This is a genomic window from Pseudohongiella spirulinae, assembly GCF_001444425.1.
GTDB classification, from domain to species: Bacteria; Pseudomonadota; Gammaproteobacteria; order Pseudomonadales; family Pseudohongiellaceae; genus Pseudohongiella; species Pseudohongiella spirulinae.
Map to the genome: position 1 here is coordinate 2,640,141 of NZ_CP013189.1, position 19,758 is coordinate 2,659,898.

Annotated in this window: 31 protein-coding genes; 4 read left to right on the forward strand and 27 right to left on the reverse strand. The window is 52.0% G+C overall.

Features of this window, described 5'->3' with window-relative positions:
- Nucleotides 1-2: 2 nt before the first annotated feature.
- Both PS2015_RS12140 and glpD read right to left on the reverse strand, forming a co-directional pair.
- Entirely contained in the window at nt 3-1,409 is a 1,407-nt protein-coding gene (locus PS2015_RS12140; RefSeq protein WP_058022487.1) for a 1-acyl-sn-glycerol-3-phosphate acyltransferase, read from the reverse strand.
- The gene (gene glpD / locus PS2015_RS12145) at nt 1,399-2,940 is read right to left on the reverse strand and encodes a glycerol-3-phosphate dehydrogenase (RefSeq protein WP_082628125.1); all 1,542 of its coding nucleotides are present in this window, start codon (nt 2,938-2,940) and stop codon (nt 1,399-1,401) included. Before glpD ends, PS2015_RS12140 begins: the two co-directional genes overlap by 11 nt.
- Nucleotides 2,941-3,029: 89 nt before the next feature.
- On the opposite strand from glpD, the gene glpK reads away from it, so the two are divergent.
- From glpK to lspA, 4 genes are read left to right on the forward strand one after another with little or no spacing between them, the layout of a single operon-like run.
- The gene (glpK, locus tag PS2015_RS12150; protein ID WP_058022488.1) at nt 3,030-4,523 is read left to right on the forward strand and encodes a glycerol kinase GlpK; all 1,494 of its coding nucleotides are present in this window, start codon (nt 3,030-3,032) and stop codon (nt 4,521-4,523) included.
- Between the two features lie 12 nt (nt 4,524-4,535).
- On the forward strand, nt 4,536-5,168 hold the full coding sequence (locus tag PS2015_RS12155; protein WP_058022489.1) for a histidine phosphatase family protein: 633 nt from the start codon (nt 4,536-4,538) through the stop codon (nt 5,166-5,168).
- A complete protein-coding gene (locus PS2015_RS12160; RefSeq protein ID WP_156412734.1) occupies nt 5,165-5,953 on the forward strand; it encodes a DUF1499 domain-containing protein in 789 nt (262 codons plus the stop codon). The genes PS2015_RS12155 and PS2015_RS12160 overlap by 4 nt, the downstream gene beginning before the upstream one ends.
- A gap of 56 nt (nt 5,954-6,009) precedes the next feature.
- Entirely contained in the window at nt 6,010-6,525 is a 516-nt protein-coding gene (lspA, locus tag PS2015_RS12165) for a signal peptidase II (protein ID WP_058022490.1), read from the forward strand.
- Here the strand turns inward: lspA and PS2015_RS12170 are convergent.
- The 25 genes from PS2015_RS12170 to rplB form a co-directional block, all read right to left on the reverse strand.
- Nucleotides 6,500-7,699: a pyridoxal-phosphate-dependent aminotransferase family protein gene (locus PS2015_RS12170; RefSeq protein ID WP_335338238.1), complete on the reverse strand. Its 1,200-nt coding sequence runs from the start codon at nt 7,697-7,699 to the stop codon at nt 6,500-6,502. The genes lspA and PS2015_RS12170 overlap by 26 nt on opposite strands.
- An 85-nt stretch (nt 7,700-7,784) precedes the next feature.
- Nucleotides 7,785-8,177 carry a 50S ribosomal protein L17 gene (gene rplQ / locus PS2015_RS12175; RefSeq protein ID WP_058022491.1) on the reverse strand — a complete coding sequence of 131 codons (393 nt, stop codon included), beginning with the start codon at nt 8,175-8,177 and terminating at the stop codon, nt 7,785-7,787.
- Between the two features lie 66 nt (nt 8,178-8,243).
- The gene (locus PS2015_RS12180; protein WP_058022492.1) at nt 8,244-9,236 is read right to left on the reverse strand and encodes a DNA-directed RNA polymerase subunit alpha; all 993 of its coding nucleotides are present in this window, start codon (nt 9,234-9,236) and stop codon (nt 8,244-8,246) included.
- Nucleotides 9,237-9,307: 71 nt separating this feature from the next.
- Nucleotides 9,308-9,928, reverse strand: coding sequence for a 30S ribosomal protein S4 (gene rpsD / locus PS2015_RS12185; RefSeq protein WP_058022493.1), 621 nt, complete (start codon nt 9,926-9,928; stop codon nt 9,308-9,310).
- 74 nt (nt 9,929-10,002) lie between these two features.
- The gene (rpsK, locus tag PS2015_RS12190; RefSeq protein ID WP_058022494.1) at nt 10,003-10,401 is read right to left on the reverse strand and encodes a 30S ribosomal protein S11; all 399 of its coding nucleotides are present in this window, start codon (nt 10,399-10,401) and stop codon (nt 10,003-10,005) included.
- Nucleotides 10,402-10,470: 69 nt separating this feature from the next.
- On the reverse strand, nt 10,471-10,827 hold the full coding sequence (gene rpsM, locus PS2015_RS12195; protein WP_058022495.1) for a 30S ribosomal protein S13: 357 nt from the start codon (nt 10,825-10,827) through the stop codon (nt 10,471-10,473).
- 106 nt (nt 10,828-10,933) lie between these two features.
- On the reverse strand, nt 10,934-11,050 hold the full coding sequence (rpmJ, locus tag PS2015_RS15475; protein ID WP_082628126.1) for a 50S ribosomal protein L36: 117 nt from the start codon (nt 11,048-11,050) through the stop codon (nt 10,934-10,936).
- A gap of 65 nt (nt 11,051-11,115) precedes the next feature.
- The gene (gene secY / locus PS2015_RS12200) at nt 11,116-12,438 is read right to left on the reverse strand and encodes a preprotein translocase subunit SecY (protein WP_058022496.1); all 1,323 of its coding nucleotides are present in this window, start codon (nt 12,436-12,438) and stop codon (nt 11,116-11,118) included.
- 33 nt (nt 12,439-12,471) lie between these two features.
- Nucleotides 12,472-12,957 (reverse strand): 50S ribosomal protein L15, encoded by a 486-nt coding sequence (gene rplO / locus PS2015_RS12205; protein WP_058022497.1) that lies wholly within the window; start codon nt 12,955-12,957, stop codon nt 12,472-12,474.
- A gap of 3 nt (nt 12,958-12,960) precedes the next feature.
- Nucleotides 12,961-13,143, reverse strand: a complete 183-nt coding sequence (gene rpmD, locus PS2015_RS12210) for a 50S ribosomal protein L30 (RefSeq protein ID WP_058022498.1) — start codon at nt 13,141-13,143, stop codon at nt 12,961-12,963.
- A gap of 5 nt (nt 13,144-13,148) precedes the next feature.
- On the reverse strand, nt 13,149-13,658 hold the full coding sequence (rpsE, locus tag PS2015_RS12215; protein ID WP_058022499.1) for a 30S ribosomal protein S5: 510 nt from the start codon (nt 13,656-13,658) through the stop codon (nt 13,149-13,151).
- Between the two features lie 12 nt (nt 13,659-13,670).
- Entirely contained in the window at nt 13,671-14,021 is a 351-nt protein-coding gene (gene rplR / locus PS2015_RS12220) for a 50S ribosomal protein L18 (RefSeq protein WP_058022500.1), read from the reverse strand.
- A gap of 11 nt (nt 14,022-14,032) precedes the next feature.
- Entirely contained in the window at nt 14,033-14,566 is a 534-nt protein-coding gene (gene rplF / locus PS2015_RS12225) for a 50S ribosomal protein L6 (RefSeq protein WP_058022501.1), read from the reverse strand.
- A gap of 39 nt (nt 14,567-14,605) precedes the next feature.
- Nucleotides 14,606-15,001, reverse strand: a complete 396-nt coding sequence (gene rpsH, locus PS2015_RS12230) for a 30S ribosomal protein S8 (protein WP_058022502.1) — start codon at nt 14,999-15,001, stop codon at nt 14,606-14,608.
- Nucleotides 15,002-15,015: 14 nt separating this feature from the next.
- Complete coding sequence (gene rpsN, locus PS2015_RS12235) at nt 15,016-15,321, reverse strand: 30S ribosomal protein S14 (RefSeq protein WP_058022503.1); 306 nt, start codon at nt 15,319-15,321, stop codon at nt 15,016-15,018.
- A 3-nt stretch (nt 15,322-15,324) separates the two neighbouring features.
- Nucleotides 15,325-15,894, reverse strand: a complete 570-nt coding sequence (rplE, locus tag PS2015_RS12240; protein WP_058022504.1) for a 50S ribosomal protein L5 — start codon at nt 15,892-15,894, stop codon at nt 15,325-15,327.
- Between the two features lie 20 nt (nt 15,895-15,914).
- Complete coding sequence (gene rplX, locus PS2015_RS12245) at nt 15,915-16,226, reverse strand: 50S ribosomal protein L24 (protein WP_058022505.1); 312 nt, start codon at nt 16,224-16,226, stop codon at nt 15,915-15,917.
- A gap of 21 nt (nt 16,227-16,247) precedes the next feature.
- A complete protein-coding gene (gene rplN, locus PS2015_RS12250) occupies nt 16,248-16,616 on the reverse strand; it encodes a 50S ribosomal protein L14 (RefSeq protein ID WP_058022506.1) in 369 nt (122 codons plus the stop codon).
- Nucleotides 16,617-16,692: 76 nt separating this feature from the next.
- Nucleotides 16,693-16,971: a 30S ribosomal protein S17 gene (gene rpsQ, locus PS2015_RS12255; protein ID WP_058022507.1), complete on the reverse strand. Its 279-nt coding sequence runs from the start codon at nt 16,969-16,971 to the stop codon at nt 16,693-16,695.
- A gap of 2 nt (nt 16,972-16,973) precedes the next feature.
- Entirely contained in the window at nt 16,974-17,171 is a 198-nt protein-coding gene (gene rpmC / locus PS2015_RS12260) for a 50S ribosomal protein L29 (RefSeq protein ID WP_058022508.1), read from the reverse strand.
- Nucleotides 17,171-17,584 (reverse strand): 50S ribosomal protein L16, encoded by a 414-nt coding sequence (gene rplP, locus PS2015_RS12265; protein ID WP_058022509.1) that lies wholly within the window; start codon nt 17,582-17,584, stop codon nt 17,171-17,173. Before rplP ends, rpmC begins: the two co-directional genes overlap by 1 nt.
- Nucleotides 17,585-17,597: 13 nt before the next feature.
- Nucleotides 17,598-18,266 carry a 30S ribosomal protein S3 gene (rpsC, locus tag PS2015_RS12270; RefSeq protein WP_058022510.1) on the reverse strand — a complete coding sequence of 223 codons (669 nt, stop codon included), beginning with the start codon at nt 18,264-18,266 and terminating at the stop codon, nt 17,598-17,600.
- A gap of 9 nt (nt 18,267-18,275) precedes the next feature.
- A complete protein-coding gene (rplV, locus tag PS2015_RS12275) occupies nt 18,276-18,608 on the reverse strand; it encodes a 50S ribosomal protein L22 (RefSeq protein ID WP_058022511.1) in 333 nt (110 codons plus the stop codon).
- Between the two features lie 17 nt (nt 18,609-18,625).
- Nucleotides 18,626-18,901 (reverse strand): 30S ribosomal protein S19, encoded by a 276-nt coding sequence (gene rpsS / locus PS2015_RS12280; protein ID WP_058022512.1) that lies wholly within the window; start codon nt 18,899-18,901, stop codon nt 18,626-18,628.
- A gap of 24 nt (nt 18,902-18,925) precedes the next feature.
- Nucleotides 18,926-19,756 carry a 50S ribosomal protein L2 gene (gene rplB / locus PS2015_RS12285; RefSeq protein ID WP_058022513.1) on the reverse strand — a complete coding sequence of 277 codons (831 nt, stop codon included), beginning with the start codon at nt 19,754-19,756 and terminating at the stop codon, nt 18,926-18,928.
- Nucleotides 19,757-19,758 lie beyond the last annotated feature (2 nt).

The window sequence follows — 19,758 nt, forward strand, 5'->3', positions numbered from 1 at the left end:
GCTTAATGCCAGTGCCGGATTGAGTTGGCATAATACTCCAGCAGCGGCTTGAACTCCGGGTTTATCTGATAAACATCGTGCGACTCCAGCAGAATGTGCCGATGAACCAGACTATCCAATGCAGACGTGATGGTTCTGGATCGTGGCTTTTGATCCGCGGTTATCGCAGCCCCTGCGTCGATCATCTCATCCACTAATCTGTCGCAGGCTGCAATAATATCCAGAGACCGCATCTCCGTTTGACCGTGCGCTAACAGTACTGACGCTATGACCGGCACAGGAAGCACCGGAATCACATACCGCACTCTCCCCATCAATTCGTCTGCCAGTGCTCTGATGGCAGGAATACGCTCCCGTGTTGAGAGACTGGAAAAATTAATCTCGTGCTGCTCACAGTAAGCCCGCATATCAAACGGGATACCAAAATTTACGCCAGCATAGCCGTAACGCTGCCAGCGGCTTCGTGACCCCGAAAACAGGTTAACACGAATAAACTTGAATGCCCTTAGCAGCGACCGCCAGCGCGACTGACGTCTGGACTTGTCGTCCCAATGCAGCAGATCTTTGTCTTCAATCACACGATCGTAGTTAATACCTACCGGGATGAAGGTAATATTCCGGTCTCGCTGGTAGTCATAGTTTCTCAGCATATAATCCAGAAAGCCGACCTTAGGTTCCATCATGTTGCCATCGCGACTCAATCCACCCTCAGGAAATACTGCCTGGCAGACGCCCGAATGCGTCGCCATGTCAACGTAGCGCCCCAGCACTTTGCGGTATAGCGGATTTTGAGAGCCACGTCGCACAAAAAAGGCTCCCATGGCTCTGATCAGGGATTCCAGCGGAAACACTCGCGCCCACTCACCCACGGCGTAAGAAAGGGTGACCTGCTCCGCAGCCAGATAACAGATCAGTACGTAGTCCATATTACTGCGATGATTCATGATAAAGACGACTGTTGACTCATCATCCAGTGATTGCAATACCTGCTGATCAACGGCAGACACTCTGATCCGGTAAAAAAATCTGGATATGCGGCGCGCCAGCCAATAACCCAGACGAAAGTACACATAGGCGTTAAAACCTGGCACGATTTCACGGGCATAACGTTTAACGTCCAGCAGCAACGCTTCTCTGGGCACACCGGTCTGCTGAGACTGGTGCTCCAGGACCTCCAGTACCTGCGGATCAAACACCAGACGATCGATCAACTCTTGTCGTCGCGTTTGCTGAAATGGTTTTATTTTTATACTGAGCGTATCATTAAGCCGCTCAACAGTACGTTTTAGCCGACGATGGATGAACCATCGCACACTTGGGAACAACACACTGACTACCACGGCGTAAGTCGCGGCTGCTATCAGTAAAAAATACAGCCATGTAGGCAGGCTGATATTCTCATCCAGCATCAGACGCCCCTGGTTGCGACCTGGCCTCAATGTAGTCTGTCAGCTCCTGGACATCGTTTGCCGAGAAACGCAAGCCAAGCTTGGTTCGTCGCCACAGAACATCTTCGGCCGTGCAGGCCCACTCGTGGCGAACCAGGTAGTCTACTTCTATACTGAATAAACCCGGCCCTAATTCTGTGCCCAGATCAGATTGGTCGCGGCAATCTTTCAGCATCACATTAATTAATGTGCCATAACGCCTGATCCATTGTGACATCTGCCCCTTTTCCACAAATGGATAGCGCTGTGTCATTTCAGCAAGCAGACCTGGCTGGGTCCCGAAATCTCCGCCTGGCAAACAGGCACTGGCTGTCCAGTCAGGCAGCTCACCAAAAACCGGACTCAATTTGTGCAATACCGCTTCAGCCAGCCGACGATAAGTAGTTATTTTGCCACCGTAGACTGACAGTAAGGGCGCTGGGTCATGACTCAACTCCAGAGTATAATCCCGGGATACTTTGCTGGCATTTTCCTCGTCTTCGTCCATAAGGGGTCTGACGCCGGCATAGTGATGGCAAACATCAGTCGGCGTGATACGATGATTGAAATACTCGCCCACAAGCTGACAGAGATAGGTAATCTCTTCCTGCGAGATTACGGCCTGCTGCGGATCGCCCGCATAGTCCTGTTCTGTTGTACCAATCAGACAGAAGTCCTGCTCATAGGGAATGACAAATACAACTCGGCCATCACTGTTCTGCAACAGATAACTCTCGTCGCCGCTATAGAACCGCGGTACAACGATGTGTGAGCCTTTGACCAGACGGATGCGATGCTGTGATTTGACAGCTGATGTTTGGCGCACAAACTGATCTACCCAGGGGCCCGACGCATTGATAACGCAGCGCGCCCTGACTTCGGTTTGCTGCTGCGTTAACTGATTAACCAGTCTCGCTGACCACTGCGGCGACTGGTCAGCAGTGCTCTTTGCTTTAACCAGGCTGACGCACTTTGTTCGCGGTAAAACCAGAGCGCCATGGTTCGCTGCCTGACGCGCGTTCATGATGACCAGGCGAGCATCATCAACCCAGCAATCAGAGTATTCGAATCCGACTGAATATCGCGATTGCAATGGTTCTTCGGCGTCGAACTTTATCTGGCTTGAGGCGGGCAGCGATATGCGCCTGGACAAATGGTCGTATAAAAAGAGGCCCAGCCGAATCATCCACTTCGGCCTCAGCCCCGGATGATGCGGAAGACAAAAACGCATTGGCCAGATGATATGAGGCGCAGCCTTGAGCAATACCTCGCGCTCCTGCAGGGACTCACGAACCAGCCGAAACTGCCAGGTTTCCAGATAACGCAGCCCGCCATGTATCAGCTTGGTACTGGATGATGATGTTGCGCCTGCGATATCGGCCTGATCACACAATATGACAGATAACCCCCGGCCCGCCGCATCAGCCGCAATTCCCGCACCATTGATACCCGCACCAATGACCAGAAGATCCGTATCCAGAACTTTGTTCCCTGCTGCCACGACTGCATCCATCCTGCTCTCCATCCAGGTAAGCTTGCACCAAACCGGTTAAGAAATTCTTCGTGTTATAGTAGCATGCGATAAAAAAGCGGGAAGCACCGATGACTCAATATCTGCTGTCAATAGATCAGGGAACTACCAGTAGCCGCGCAATCATTTTCACAGAGAACGGGGAGCGGGTGGCCATCGGTCAGCACGATTACGCCCAGCACTATCCGCGCGACGGCTGGGTGGAACATGAACCCGAGGATATCTGGCGTACCACCATCACCAGTTGCCGGGATGCGATAAAAGCCGCCGACATAAAACCGCAGCAGATCGCTTCAATCGGCATTACCAATCAACGCGAAACCACCGTGATCTGGGATCGCAGGACGGGCCAGCCAGTGCATCGGGCCATCGTCTGGCAGGATCGGCGCACGGCCGCCTATTGCAGCGCGCTGCGCGAGAAGCTGGAGAAAGCAGGTCAAGCGGGACTGATTCAGCAGAAGACCGGACTGTTACTTGACGCCTATTTTTCAGCCAGCAAGATTGTCTGGCTGCTCGACAATATTCCCGGCGCACGCCAGGCCGCGGAACAAGGCGACCTGGCATTCGGCACCATTGACAGCTATTTGCTCTGGCACCTGACCGCCGGAAAACTCCATGCCACAGATGCTACCAATGCCTCACGCACCATGCTGTTTAATATTCACACGCAGCAATGGGATCAGGAGCTGCTGGAGTTGTTTGGCATACCCGAGAAAATTCTGCCTCAGGTCAAAGACTGCGCCGATAACTACGGCTTCACCACACCCGAACTATTCGGCCACTCAATTCCAATCGGTGGCATGATGGGTGATCAACAGGCCGCTGCATTCGGACAGGCCTGCTTTGAACCTGGCATGACCAAAAGCACCTACGGAACGGGCTGCTTCCTGCTGATGAACTCGGGTAAGCAAGCGCTTACATCAAGACATAACCTGCTGACTACTGTTGCGTTTCGTCTGAACGGTGAAACCCATTACGCATTGGAAGGCAGCATTTTTATGGCCGGCGCAACCATGCAATGGCTAAGGGATAAACTGCGGCTGTTCAGCTCAACGGCTGAAACTGAGGCGCTGGCGGCTCAGGCCGATCCGGGTTTGTCGGTGATGCTGGTCCCGGCATTTACCGGACTGGGCGCGCCATGGTGGGACCCCGATGCCCGGGGCGCTATTTTTGGTCTGACCCGTGATGCCGGCATTCCCGAAATAGTGGCGGCAGCGCTGATGTCGGTCGCCTATCAGACCAAAGATCTGCAAAAGGCCATGGAGGCCGATGGTCAACGACCCAACACCTTGCGAGTGGACGGCGGTATGGCAGCCAACGGTTTTGCCATGCAGCAACTGGCTGACCTGCTTGGGTGCCAGGTTGATCGTCCGGAAGTGACCGAAACAACCGCGCTGGGTGCCGCGTTTGTCGCCGGCCTGCAGGCCGGCATCTACCACTCCTTGCAACAGATATCGGCGCTCTGGAAACTTGAACACAGCTTTGCACCCGAAAAGGACAAAAACTGGCGCGATCAACAATACAACCGCTGGCTTGACGCAGTGAATCGCACCCGGACAAACTGAAGGGACTCAATTATGCGCCTGATACACCTCATCCGCCACGGCGAAACCAACTGGAACCGGGAACGTCGGGCACAAGGGCAACAAGAATCTATACTGACCGACACCGGTCGGCAGCAGGCTTTGCAGCTCGGACAGCGAATGACCGATACGCCACTGGAAGCCGTTTTTGTTAGCAGTAGCCAGCGCACGCGCCAAACAGCTGAACTGGCTTTTGCTGATCGCAATCTTGAAATTGAACACTGTGATCTGCTCAGAGAGATACATATGGGCCCCTGGGAGGGGCAACTCTACGTCGATATCCAGAGTGCTGAGCCAGAGCAGTTCCATGCTTTCTGGCATGCGCCGGAAAAATTCAGCCTGGCTGGCGCTGAAACATTCGAACAGATACAGCAGCGGGCGCTGCAACGTTTCAGGCATATTCTGGAAAGCAGTGCTGCCGACAACATTGCGATTGTCAGCCATGGCATCTGGATCAAATCCCTGCTTTGCGCACTGGAACCACGACCGCTGTCCAAACTCTGGGAGCCACCGGCAATGCATAACTGCTCACTGAGCACAATTGCAATCCATCCCGATGGCAATCAGCGTATAGTGATGTATTCAGATAAACCTTACTCGTCCGAACAAGTGGAGAGCACACAATGAATAATAACAAGACTGGCAGTCAGCGCCTGACACAGATTCTTACCGTTTTGGCAGCTATCGCCGGACTCGGGCTGGCAGCCGCCGCCCTGTTGGCCCCATTGGGCGTCTGGTTGCAACTCTGGGACTTCCGGCAGGGATTCAGCATCCTGCGTGGAGCACAGCCGCTGGTTGCCTGGATTACTATCGGTTGCGCCCTGATAGCGGCGGCCGTCTTTGTGCTTGGCAAACGATCATCGGATGAGCGGACAGGCCGCAATACCGCCATAGCCGCCGCTGCAACTCTGGCTGCTGCGATTGCCTGGTATATTCCACAGTCTTACCTGCCCGGTGAAGGCAGCAATATTCCACCGATTCACGACATCACAACTGATCTGAGCAATCCACCCGCGTTTGTAGCGGTGATGCCTCTGCGTGGCGAAAACAGCAACACCACAGTCTACGGCACCAGCCCGAATATGACACCAGAGCGGCAGGCCGAATTGCAGCGCCAGGCCTATCCTGACATCACTACTCAGTATTTCGAAGAGTCGGCCGATCAGGTATTTGCCCGCGCACTGCAGGCTGTAGACAGCCTTGGTTGGGAATTGGTTGCGCAATCTCCCGAAGAGGGTCGTATAGAAGCCACCGATACAACATTCTGGTTCCGCTTCAAAGATGATGTGGTAATACGCATCCGGGAAACCTCAGAGGGTACAGCGCTGGACGCACGATCAACCTCCCGGGTGGGTGTGAGCGATGTTGGTAAAAATGCAGCACGATTACGCGCTTTTTTTGCTGAACTTTGAATTCAGTTCCGCTAAGCTTGTCGACCGATTGTAGCTGATATACCCGTGGAACTGTGATGTCGAAAACCCGATCTTTGTCTGCCTGGCTGCTAAGTACGCCCGGCAGTGGTCGCAAAGCGGAATTGCGCCTGTTTGGCGTGATTGCAGCCTGCTGTCTTCTGTTATCACAATTCAGCAGCTGGGCCATAAACGCATCTTTGGCGCAAGGTGAAAGCCGAGTGTTGATTGACGGGCTGCTGCAGTTCACTCACATCCGCAATTTGGGTGGCGTATTCGGAATGGCTCAGGGTATGGGCTGGCTGTTTGCCATCTTCAGTATTGGCCTGATTGCCGGCCTTGGTTGGTATCTGGCACGCGGGCGGGACGTTCGGCTTTACGAATTTATATTTTTCGGATTTGTTGCCGGCGGCGGGATCAGCAACATTCTGGATCGGTTTGTCTACGGCAGTGTTGTCGATTTTATTGACGTACTGGGCATCCCCTACTGGAACTATATTTTTAATACAGCCGATGTGTTTATTCACATCGGCCTCTGGCCCGTGCTCTTTATCGGTTTATTTCTGCATCGTTGAAAACATTTGCGGCTGCCGCCAGTGATTGAGAGATATCGACCTTACGCTCCCATCCTGATGCTGCCAACACACTACCCAATGCACTCAGAAACAGTCTGACATTCTTCTGATTCGCTGAGTGCCCCATCAACCCGACACGCCAGATCTTCCCTGTCAGCTCACCAAGCCCGGCGCCAATCTCCAGATTCCAATCTGATAATAGACGTGCACGGACAGCCGCCTCATCAATTCCTTCAGGCACCTCTATCGCATTGAGCTGCGGCAGACGATACGACTTATCAACCAGTAAGTTTATTTCCAGAGCATCTACGCCGGCCGCCAGAGCTTGATAGCAGTTTTTGTGCCGCGCCCATGAACTTTGCAGACCTTCTTCGTGAAGGATCAACAATGATTCATGTAAGCCATACAAGGCATTAACCGGCGCTGTATGGTGATAACTGCGTTTGCTGCCACCGCCCCAATAACCCATCACCAGGTTCATATCCAGAAACCAGCTTTGCACGCGACTTTTGCGGTTACGTATGCGGGCTACCGCTCTATCACTGAAGGACACAGGTGAAATACCCGGCGCGCAGGAAAGACATTTCTGACTGCCGGAATAAATCGCATCAATACCCCAGTCATCGACCCGAAGCTCAATACCTCCAAGCGACGTGACGGCGTCCACAATCGACAGACAACCGTAGCGAGAAGCCAGTGCAGCCAGGGACTGTGCGTCACTCCGCACACCAGTCGATGTCTCTGCGTGCACAAAAGCCAGGGCGTTTGCTTGTGGGTGATCCTTGAGAGCCTGTTCAACCGCATCAATGTCAATTGTCTCCCCCCAAGGGCTATCCACCATGACTGCCCGCGCCCCGCAACGCTCGACGTTTTCTTTCATTCTTCCGCCGAAGGCCCCATTCCGGCACACAACAACAGTGTCACCGGGCTCCAGCAGATTAACAAAGACACATTCCATACCAGCTGAACCTGGCGCCGATACGGGCAGGGTCAGCTGGTTACGGGTACAGAAAGCAAATTGCAATAACGACTTGATCTCGTCCATCAAGTGGATAAATTGAGGATCCAGATGGCCAATTGTTGGCCTCGCCATTGCTGCGAGCACACGCGGACTGACGTCGGAGGGACCCGGTCCCATCAAAGTTCTTTGTGGTGGACAGAACGAGCTGTGCATTAAAAACCTCCTGCCAGAACCAATAAAAAAGCCGGGAAACCCCGGCTTTAATTATAAGAGCGACTAACGCTGTGACTATCTGATCTTACGCTTCAGCGGCATCACCGACATCAGCACTTTCAGGTCGATCCACCAGCTCCACATAGGCCATAGGGGCTTTATCACCGGCACGGATCCCACACTTGAGAATGCGGATATAACCACCCGGGCGAGCCTGATAACGTGGCCCCAGGTCGTTAAACAGCTTGCCAACGGCTTCTTTGCTGCGCAGTCTGTCAAACGCCAGACGACGGTTAGCAACGCTGTCATTTTTTGCCAGAGTGATCAGCGGCTCCGCTACCATACGCAGCTCTTTCGCCTTAACCACAGTGGTTTTAATAATTTCATGCTCCACCAACGACGCAGTCATGTTACGAAACATGGCCTTACGGTGTGCAGAATTTCTGTTCAGTTGACGTCCACTATGACGATGACGCATATCTACTATTCCTATTCTAACCGCAGCCTCACGGCTGAGACGCTATGATTAAATCTGCACCAAGAATTACTTGTCTTCTGTACGCAGACTGGCCGGCGGCCAGTTTTCAAGACGCAGGCCCAGCGACAATCCGCGCGTGGCCAGAACATCCTTAATTTCAGTCAGTGACTTCTTACCCAGATTCGGGGTCTTCAACAACTCAACTTCAGTGCGCTGAATCAGGTCACCTATGTAATAAATATCTTCGGCCTTCAGACAGTTGGCTGAACGTACAGTCAGCTCAAGATCGTCAACCGGACGCAACAGAATCGGATCAATCTCATCTTCGGGCTCTTCCGGCGCCGCCGCTTCCTGGCTTTGCAGGTCTACAAACACAGCCAGTTGATGCTGCAGAATGGTGGCCGCTCGACGAATCGCTTCTTCCGGATCAATTGTACCGTTAGTGCGCAGATCGATAATCAGTTTGTCCAGGTCGGTACGCTGCTCAACACGTGTACTTTCAACAGAATAGGCGACACTCTGAACCGGGCTGTAAGTAGCATCAAGCTGCAACTTGCCAACGGCACGAGTTTCATCATCATCACGACGACGAGCGTCAGCAGGTACATAACCACGACCTTTACGCACAACCAGCCGCATATTCAGCTCACCGGATGCATTAAGATTCGCAATCTCGTGCTCCGGGTTTACAATTTCCACATTGTGGTCAAGCTCGATGTCAGCAGCGGTAACCACGCCCGGACCTTTTTTGTTCAGGGTCAGAACCGCCTCATCCTGACCGTTCAGGATTACCGACAGACCCTTCAGATTCAGAAGAATCTCAATAACATCTTCACGAACGCCTTCAATGCTGCTGTACTCATGTACGACGCCGTCAATCTCAACTTCTTCCACTGCACAACCTGGCATGGAAGACAGCAGAATTCTTCTTAATGCATTGCCCAGCGTATGGCCGAAACCACGCTCCAGGGGCTCAAGCACCACTTTTGAATGATACTTGTCAAACTCTTCAACCTTGATCAACTGTGGTGTAAGAAAATCCGACAACGAAATCTGCATGGGGTCACCCTTAACAATTAGCCCGGTAATGGTTAACTATACGTCCTGATATCCTGTCCGACTAACCAGGCTTACTTGGAGTAAAGCTCGACGATCAGGTTTTCGTTGATATCTGCTGACAAGTCAGCACGGTCTGGCTTGCGGGTAAACTGCCCTTCAAGCTTGCCAGTATCAACACTGATCCACTCAGCGGGAGTGCGCTGACCAGCCAGCTCCAGTGCGGACTTGATGCGCAACTGCTCTTTAGCTTTCTCTCGAACAGCCACAACATCACCGGGGGCAATCTGGTAAGAAGGTACGTTAACTACGCTACCGTTAACCAAAATTGCCTTGTGCGACACCAATTGACGGGCTTCTGAGCGAGTGGCGCCAAAACCCATACGATAAACCACGTTATCCAGGCGCGACTCCAGCAACTGCAGAAGGTTCTCGCCTGTAGCACCCTTGCGACGAGCCGCTTCCTTATAATAGGTACGGAACTGACGCTCCAGCACTCCATAAATTCGACGCACTTTCTGCTTTTCACGCAGCTGCACACCGTAATCGGACAGACGACCACGACGGGCACCGTGCTGACCCGGAATTGTTTCAGCCTTGCACTTGCTATCAAGTGGACGAACGCCACTTTTCAGGAACAGATCCGTTCCTTCACGACGTGCTAATTTGCATTTTGGGCCTAGATAGCGGGCCATACACTGACTCCTGTTTTCTGGTTTTCGGCGTTCAGCCGAAAAAAGCTATAATTGATCCGGTTAAAGTCGCCAAATCAAACACGACGTTTCTTTGGTGGGCGGCAACCGTTATGCGGTATTGGCGTCACATCAGTGATCAGGCCAATTTTCAGGCCACATGCATTCAGGGCACGTACCGCAGACTCCCGACCCGGACCAGGACCATTAACTTTAACGTCAAGATTCTTCAAACCATATAATTCAATGGCTGTTTTACCAGCGCGCTCAGCAGCAACCTGGGCAGCGAACGGCGTACTCTTCCGTGAACCACGGAAACCGGACCCACCGGATGTCGCCCAGCTCAATGCGTTACCCTGACGATCAGTAATCGTCACGATAGTATTGTTGAAGGAAGCATGTATAAATGCAATTCCGTCGATGACTGCTTTACGCGCCTTCTTTTTCGGAGCTGCTTTAGCTGCTGGCTTTGCCATAGAAAATTCCTGATTAAGATTAAAGCGTTTTTCACGTTTCCGGCGCGAAAACGGCGCCGGCGATCTCTATTATTTACGAATTGGCTTGCGCGGACCTTTACGGGTGCGGGCATTGGTCTTGGTACGCTGGCCACGAACAGGCAACGAGCGACGATGACGAATACCACGGAAGCAGCCCAGATCCATCAGACGCTTAATGCTCATGGAGACTTCGCGGCGCAAATCACCTTCTACGGTAAACTTGCCCACTTCGGCACGCACGTTATCCAAATCTTCCGGTGACAGATCACTGGTCTTGGTCGAAGGAGCGATACCAACGCTTTCGCAAATCAACTTTGCGCGCGTGGCGCCGATCCCGTAGATATAACTCAGGGAAATAACCAGGTGCTTGTTATCTGGTATGTTGACACCGGCAATACGTGCCATAGTTTAACTCCAATCTTTTAATTTGCTCATGGTCCAGAGTGCCAGACCCCTCAATTCTCGGGGGCGCAAAGGATATACTCTGGCGAATTAAAAATCAACCAGTTACTTAGCCCTGGCGTTGCTTGTGTCGAGGTTCTGCATCACAGATCACACGCACCACACGGTTACGCTTGATAACTTTGCACTTACGACAAATTTTCTTAACTGATGTTCTGACTTTCACGTTGCTCTCTCCAATCGACGCCTAAGGACTTCCCACCAGCGCCATACAATCAATTTTTGCCGCCTTTAGCGACCCCGACCAAAGCTTCCCAGGTTCGACTTTTTCATCAATGAATCATATTGATGAGACATAAGATGCGCCTGCACCTGCGACATAAAATCCATACTCACGACAACAACAATCAATAGTGCGGTACCACCCAGATTGAATGGCACGTTTGCCATCATCTGGAAAAAGTTAGGCAACAGACACACAATCGTGATGTAAATGGCACCAAACATTGTCAGACGCGTCAGCACCGAATCGATATATTTCGCGGTCTGTTCACCCGGCCTGATTCCGGGAATAAAGGCTCCCGAACGCTTCAGGTTGTCTGCAACGTCTTTCGGGTTAAACACCAGCGCCGTATAGAAGAAGCAGAAGAATATGATCATGGCACTGAACAAAATAATGTACAGCGGCTGTCCTGGACCAATTAACAACGCGAGGTCCTGTAACCATTCCGCGCCTTCCGCCTGACCAAACCACTGGCCGATGGACGCCGGGAACAACAAAATACTGCTGGCAAAAATGGCCGGAATAACACCAGCCATATTGACTTTGAGAGGCAAGTGGCTGGACTGCGCCTGATACATCTTGTTGCCCTGCTGTCGTTTAGCATAGTTAACGGTAATTCGACGTTGACCGCGCTCTATGTAAACAATACCCGCGACAACAATCACAGCAATTATGGCCACAACAAACAGTAACAGGCCGCTAATCTGACCTTCATAAGCCTGCGACAGAGAGTTACCTATCGCCGCTGGCAGTCCTGCCACGATGCCGGCAAAGATCAGCAGCGAGATACCGTTGCCTACCCCACGCTCAGTGATCTGCTCACCAAGCCACATCATGAACATGGCACCAGTCACCAAGGAGACGATGGCTGTAAAGGTGAAGCCAAAGCCAGGGTTGTATGCCATTGGTGCCAACAAGCCGACCGCCATGCCGGTACCCTGAACCAAAGCAAGGGCCAAGGCACCGTAACGGGTGTATTGGGTAATCTTGCGACGCCCGGACTCACCTTCCTTTTTTAACTGCGCCAGATACGGATTCACCGCACTGAGCAACTGCATGATGATAGAGGCTGATATATAAGGCATGATGCCCAGGGCAACAATACTCATTCGCTCCAGTGCGCCGCCGGAAAACATATTAAACAGCCCGAGGAAGGTCCCTTCGTTCTGGCTGAACATGTTCGCCAATTGAGCCGGATCGATGCCGGGCACAGGAATATGCGTACCGACCCGATATACAAAAATGGCAAACAGTACGAACAACAGGCGAGCCTTCAGCTCGCCCAGCCCTGCACCGATCCCTTCACCTGCCATATTGGGTTTCTTTGCCATTTTTATTCAATCAACTCTATCGTTAGTAACTTGTCACGCAGTTGCTTTCTTAACTTTTTTCTTGCCGACATAATCCGGAGTGACCGGATCGACAATCTTGCCACCAGCCGCTTCGATCGCTGCACGAGCACCTTTCGTGACGCGCAGACCTTCAACGGTAACTGCCTGAGTTACATCACCGGAAAGCATAACCTTGACACGCTTGACGCTGCCATTAATCAGATTGGCTGCGCGTAAAGTCTCAAGATTAACAACACCGCCATCCACCAGAGAAAGTTCACTGGTTCGCACTTCGCCGGTAACACGACCAACGCGCGAGCTGAAACCAAATTTCGGCAGACGACGTTGCAAAGGCATTTGACCGCCTTCGAAACCAGGACGAACAGTACCGCCGCTACGAGACTTCTGACCTTTGTGTCCGGTACCACAGGTTTTGCCCCAACCACTACCGATACCGCGTCCAACGCGCTTCGGAGACTGGGTGCTTCCCGGTGCCGGGCTCAATGTATTCAAATGCATCTGTTATCCCTCAACCTGCAGCATGTAGCTGATTTTGTTGATAATGCCGCGAATCGCAGGTGTATCCTGCAGTTCCACGGTCTGGTGCATACGACGCAGGCCGAGCCCCTTCAGGCACTGACGATGACGCTCCATCGTGCCAATCGGACTACGTACCAGCGTAACCTTAACTGTTTTGTTCGCCATAACGCTTAACCCAGGATCTCTTCGAGTGTTTTACCGCGCTTGGCCGCTACACTTTCAGCCGCACGCATTTCTTTCAGGCCTTTAAACGTCGCGTTTACAACGTTGACCGGATTGGTTGAGCCATAACACTTGGCCAGTACGTTCTGAATACCAGCCAGCTCAAGCACTGCGCGCATCGCGCCACCAGCGATGATGCCGGTACCTTCCGAAGCTGGCTGCATGTAGATCTTGGATGCGCCATGACGTGCCTTAACCGGATACTCGAGCGTGTTGCCGTCCAGTGAAACTGAAATCATGTTGCGACGGGCTGCTTCCATAGCCTTCTGGATAGCCAGAGGCACTTCGCGCGCTTTACCGCGACCGAAACCAACACGGCCGTTACCATCACCAACTGCTGTCAACGCAGTAAAGGCGAAAATACGTCCACCCTTAACCACTTTGGCGACACGGTTTACCTGGATCAACTTCTCCTGTAAACCTTCTTCGTTCTTTTTCGCCTCGTCTCTCAGTGCCATAATCTTAAATCCTTAAAATTCCAAGCCGCCTTCTCGCGCCGCGTCAGCCAGTGCCTTAACACGACCGTGGTAGTTATATCCGGAACGATCGAATGCCACCTTGCTCAGACCCGCTTTTTTAGCGCGCTCAGCAATCAATGCACCTATTTTACCGGCTGCCTCAATATTTCCTGTCGCTCCACCACGAAGTTCCTTCTCTACTGTTGATGCTGCAGCCAATACCTGGCCGCCATCAGGAGAGATAACCTGTGCATAGATATGACGCGGAGTGCGATAGATGCACAGACGATTAACGCCTAATTCCGCAATTTTGGCCCGAGTGCGTCGTGCGCGACGGATACGAGCCTGATTTTTATCGTTCATAATGTCACGCCCTACTTTTTCTTGGCTTCTTTTCTGTACACGTTCTCGTCAGCGTATCGGATACCCTTACCTTTGTAAGGCTCCGGCGGACGGAACTCCCGAATTTCTGCTGCTACCTGACCAAGCTTTTGCTTGTCGGAAGAAGACAGCACAATCTCTGTCTGCGACGGCGTTTCTGCTGTCACGCCCTCAGGCAGTTGGTAATCGATCGGGTGTGAATAGCCAACAGTGATGTTGACAGTATTACCCTGCGCCTTGGCACGGTAACCTACGCCCTGCAACAGCAGTCGACGCTGAAAACCTTCACTCACACCCACTACCATATTGTTGACCAGCGCACGGAAAGTACCGGCCAACGCCACTGCTGCACGCGACTCATTTCTGGGTGATACGCGCAGCACATCGCCGTCTTTTTCGATCTGCACATCGTTGTGCAGATCAAGATTCAGACTACCTTTGCTGCCTTTAACGGTGACCGCATTACCTGCGATCGTCGTTTCTACACCTTTAGGCAGCGAAATCGGATTTTTAGCTACTCTGGACATAATCGTGCTCTATATGCTGTTTTGTAGGAATCGTGTGTATCAGAATACTGTACACAAAACTTCACCACCGATACCGGCAGCACGGGCCTGTTTGTCAGTCATCAACCCTTTATTGGTTGAAACAATAACAACTCCAAGACCCTGCCTGTTACGTGGCAGTTCTTCTTTACCTTTATACTGACGCAGACCTGGACGACTGACGCGTTTGATTTCTTCAATTACCGGCTTACCCTGGTAATATTTCAGATCAATTGTCAGGTCGCTTTTGCTGCCATTCTCACTAACAGCATAGCCGTTGATATAACCTTCGTCCTTCAGGACGCCACAAATAGCCACTTTCAGTTTGGAAGAAGGTGCGCTGACCTGCGGCAGTCGAGCCATCTGCGCATTACGGATGCGCGTCAGCAAATCTGCGATAGGATCTGACATACTCATAATTTATTCTCCGCTTACCAGCTAGCCTTGGTCAGTCCAGGCACATCGCCGCGCATCGCTGCTTCACGCAGTTTGTGACGACAAATACCAAATTTTCTATACACGCCGTGTGGACGGCCAGTGATACGACAACGCTTCTGCTGACGCGCCGGGCTGGCATCTCGCGGTTGCTTCTGCAACTGGATCTGTGCCTGCCACTTGTCATCATCACTCGCGTTCACATCAGCAATGATTGCTTTCAGCGCAGCGCGCTTGGCAGCAAATCGAGCAACAGTACGAGTACGTTTTTCCTCGCGTGCAATCATAGACTTCTTAGCCATGTATCACGACTCCTTCGCGGCAGCTTTGCCTGTCAGTGCTTTGAACGGAAAGCGCATGGCTGACAACAGCGCACGCCCCTCTTCGTCGTTCTGGGCAGTCGTTGTGATAGTGATATCCAGACCGCGCAGCTTATCAATTTTGTCGTATTCAATTTCCGGGAAGATGATCTGCTCGGTTACACCCATGGCGTAATTACCGCGACCGTCAAATGCCTTCGGATTCAGACCCCGGAAGTCACGGATACGCGGGATAGCGATATCAACCAGACGATCCAGGAAGTCATACATACGCTCGCCACGCAGGGTAACCTTACACCCGATTGGCCAGCCGGCACGGATCTTGAAACCCGCAATGGATTTACGTGCCTTGGTAATCACCGGCTTCTGGCCGCTGATCATTGTCAGCTCGGCAACGGCGTTATCCAGCAACTTCTTGTCGCCGACAGCTTCACCGACTCCCATATTCAAGACAATCTTGGTGATACGGGGTACACGCATGGGGTTGTCGAAACCGAACTGTTTTGTCAGCGCAGGAACGACGTCACTTTTGTAAAATTCTTTCAACTGAGCCATGTTGGCGACCTGAGTTTCCGTTAATCAATGACTTTGTTTGTGGATTTGAAAATCCGCTTCTTCTTTCCGTCTTCAACCAGAAAGCCAACTCGGTCAGCTTTATTGGTTTCCGGATTAAAGATGGCTACGTTGGAAATATCCAGGGCAGCCTCTTTTTCAACAATACCACCCGTTACTCCGGCATTCGGATTGGGCTTGGTGTGTCGTTTGACAATATTAATGCCACCAACAATCACCTTGTTGTCTCCAACCAGTCGAGAAACAGTACCGCGTTTCCCCTTGTCTTTACCGGTGATGACAATCACTTCATCATTCGCTTTAATCTTACGCATATTCCGCGGCCTCGATATCTGTCACAGCACTTCTGGTGCCAGGGAGATGATTCGCATGAACTTCTCGGTTCGCAACTCACGAGTTACTGGCCCGAATACACGCGTTCCGATTGGCGCCTGCTGGTTGTTCAGCAAAATGGCTGCATTATCATCAAACTTGATCAGCGAGCCGTCGCTTCTGCGAACACCTTTCTTGGTGCGAACAACCAATGCTGACAACACCTGACCTTTTTTGACTTTGCCCCGGGGAATCGCTTCTTTTACTGCCACTTTAATGACATCCCCGATGCGGGCATAACGACGGTGGGAACCGCCCAGCACTTTAATACACATAACGCGCTTGGCACCACTGTTGTCTGCCACATCTAAATATGACTGTACCTGAATCATCGATTCTCTCCGAACCCTTAAACTGTCGCTTTAGCAACAACGCCAACTGGCGCCAGAAACCCATTTATTATCAGAATCAGATCTGCGTCGCACGCTCATCGATTGACACCAGAGACCAGGTTTTGGTCTTGGAGATCGGTCTGACTTCTCGTACTGTTACTCGATCACCTTCGCGACACTCATTATTTGCATCATGAGCATGCACTTTGGATGAGCGAGTAATAAATTTACCGTACACCGGGTGCTTAACCCGACGCTCAACCAGCACAACGATAGACTTGTCCATCTTGGCGCTGACTACTTTGCCAGTCGCAACACGACCGGTCTTTACTTCGTTTGTTTCATTAAGCGACATAATCAGGACCCACTCTTCTGCATTTCTGTGATGACTGTCTTGACACGAGCAATGTCCTGTCTGACCGCCTTCAGTAAGTGACTCTGCCCGAGCTGGCCGGTACGCTGCTGGATCCTGTAATTGAACTGATCACGATACAGGCCATTGAGCTGCTCGTTCAGCTCTGCAACTGACTTTTCACGCAATTCGCTGGCTTTCATCACATCACCGTCCGTTTTACAAATGAGGTCTCAAATGGCAGCTTGGATGCAGCCAGCTGAAACGCTTCGCGCGCCAGACTTTCGTCAACGCCTTCGATCTCAAACATCACACGACCTGGCTGAATCTGGGCAACCCAGTATTCAACACTACCCTTACCTTTACCCTGACGAACTTCCAGAGGCTTTTGAGTAATGGGCTTGTCAGGAAACACTCGAATCCAGATTTTTCCACCACGTTTAACATGACGTGTCATAGCCCGACGCGCTGCCTCAATCTGACGGGCAGTCAGACGTCCGCGACCGATGGCCTTCAGGCCAAACTCGCCGAAATCGACTTTACTACCACGATGCGAAAGTCCGCGGTTGCGTCCCTTCTGCACCTTTCTGAACTTGGTACGTTTTGGTTGTAACATCTTGGCCTATCCTCTACTTGGACGCTTTTTGCGGAGCCGCGGGGGCTTCTTTCAGATCCAGGATCTCGCCTTTGAAAATCCAGACCTTAACGCCAATGATTCCGTATGTTGTGCTTGCTTCAGAGGTTGCATAATCGATATCAGCACGCAATGTATGCAGCGGTACACGACCTTCGCGATACCACTCGGTACGCGCAATCTCCGCGCCACCCAGACGACCGCCCACCTGAATCTTGATACCTTCAGCGCCCTGGCGCATTGCATTCTGAACCGCACGCTTCATGGCACGACGGAACATTACACGACGCTCGAGCTGCTGAGCCACACTGTCTGCCACTAACTGCGCATCCAGATCGGGCTTGCGAATCTCTTCGATATTGATATGGACCGGCACACCCATTTTGGCCGTCAGCGTATTACGCAGCACCTCAACATCTTCCCCCTTCTTACCAATCACGATACCCGGACGGGCTGTATGAATGGTAATCCGAGCTGTCTGAGCCGGACGTTCAATATCAACACGTGAAACAGACGCATTGGCGAGTTGCTTGCGGATGTAATCACGCACCTGCAAGTCAACCAGCAAATGCTCAGCATAATTTTTGCCTTCAGCAAACCAGACTGAAGTGTGCTTTTTAACTATACCAAGCCGAATTCCGGTTGGATGTACTTTCTGACCCATCCTGATCTCCTACTTATCGGCTACTTTAACGGTGATGTGGCAGGTACGCTTGAGGATACGATCAGCACGGCCTTTAGCGCGCGGACGGATTCGCTTCATCGTCATACCTTCGTCGACATAGATCGTTGATACTTTCAACTCATCCACATCAGCCCCTTCATTATGCTCGGCATTAGCGATCGCAGAGTTCAGCACTTTCTTGATTACATCAGCGCCCTTTTTGGGACTGAAGGTCAACAGCTGCAATGCCTCTTCGACGTTTTTGCCGCGGATCTGATCAGCTACCAGCCTCGCCTTCTGGGCAGAGAGCCGAGCGCCGCGCAATTTTGCTACAACTTCCATCTCATTATCCCCGCTTATCAGCGCTTGGCTTTCTTGTCAGCGACATGACCGCGATAGGTGCGCGTCATGGCGAATTCACCCAACTTGTGGCCAACCATATCCTCTGACACAAATACCGGCACGTGCTGCTGGCCATTGTGTACAGCTATCGTCAGCCCGAGCATGTCTGGAGAAACCATCGAGCGACGAGACCAGGTCTTGATCGGACGCTTGTCATTGGCATCGCGCGCTGCCTGCACTTTTTTCATTAAATGAAGGTCTATGAAAGGACCTTTTTTCAGTGAACGTGGCACTTTAATTTCCTCTGTTGTCAGGCCTTATCGGCTAGCATTTCTGCGACGGACGATCATATTAGTCGTACGCTTGTTAGTTCTGGTCTTGTAGCCCTTGGTCGGCTTACCCCATGGCGTCACAGGATGACGACCACCGGAGGTGCGACCCTCACCACCACCGTGCGGGTGATCAACCGGGTTCATCGCCACACCACGAACTGTGGGGCGAACACCCCGCCAGCGCTTGGCACCGGCCTTACCCAACGAGCGCAGACTGTGCTCCGAGTTTGAAACCTCACCCAGAGTAGCGCGACAATCGGCAAGCACTTTACGCATTTCGCCAGACTTGAGACGCAGAGTAACGTAGTTACCTTCTTTAGCTACCAATTGCGCAGAACCACCCGCACTGCGCGCAACCTGAGCACCTTTACCAGGCTTCAGCTCAACACAGTGAACAGTGCTACCCAGCGGCACATTACGCAGCGGCAGGCAGTTACCTGTCTTGATAGGCGCAGATTCACCGGAGAACAGCGTGTCACCCGCACTTACTTTAGCCGGCGCGATGATGTAACGACGCTCACCGTCCGCATACAGCAACAGCGCAATATTAGCGGTACGATTCGGATCGTACTCAAGACGCTCTACCTTGGCGGCGATGCCATCTTTGTTGCGACGAAAATCGATAATGCGATACTTCTGCTTATGCCCACCACCCGCATGACGGCGCGTGATGCGACCCGCATTATTTCTGCCACCCGTTTTGGACTTGGGCGCCACCAGACCGGCATACGGCTCACCTTTGTGAAGCTCGGGGTTGACGATCTTGACGACAAAACGACGTCCTGGCGAAGTGGGTTTACATTTTACAACTGCCATAA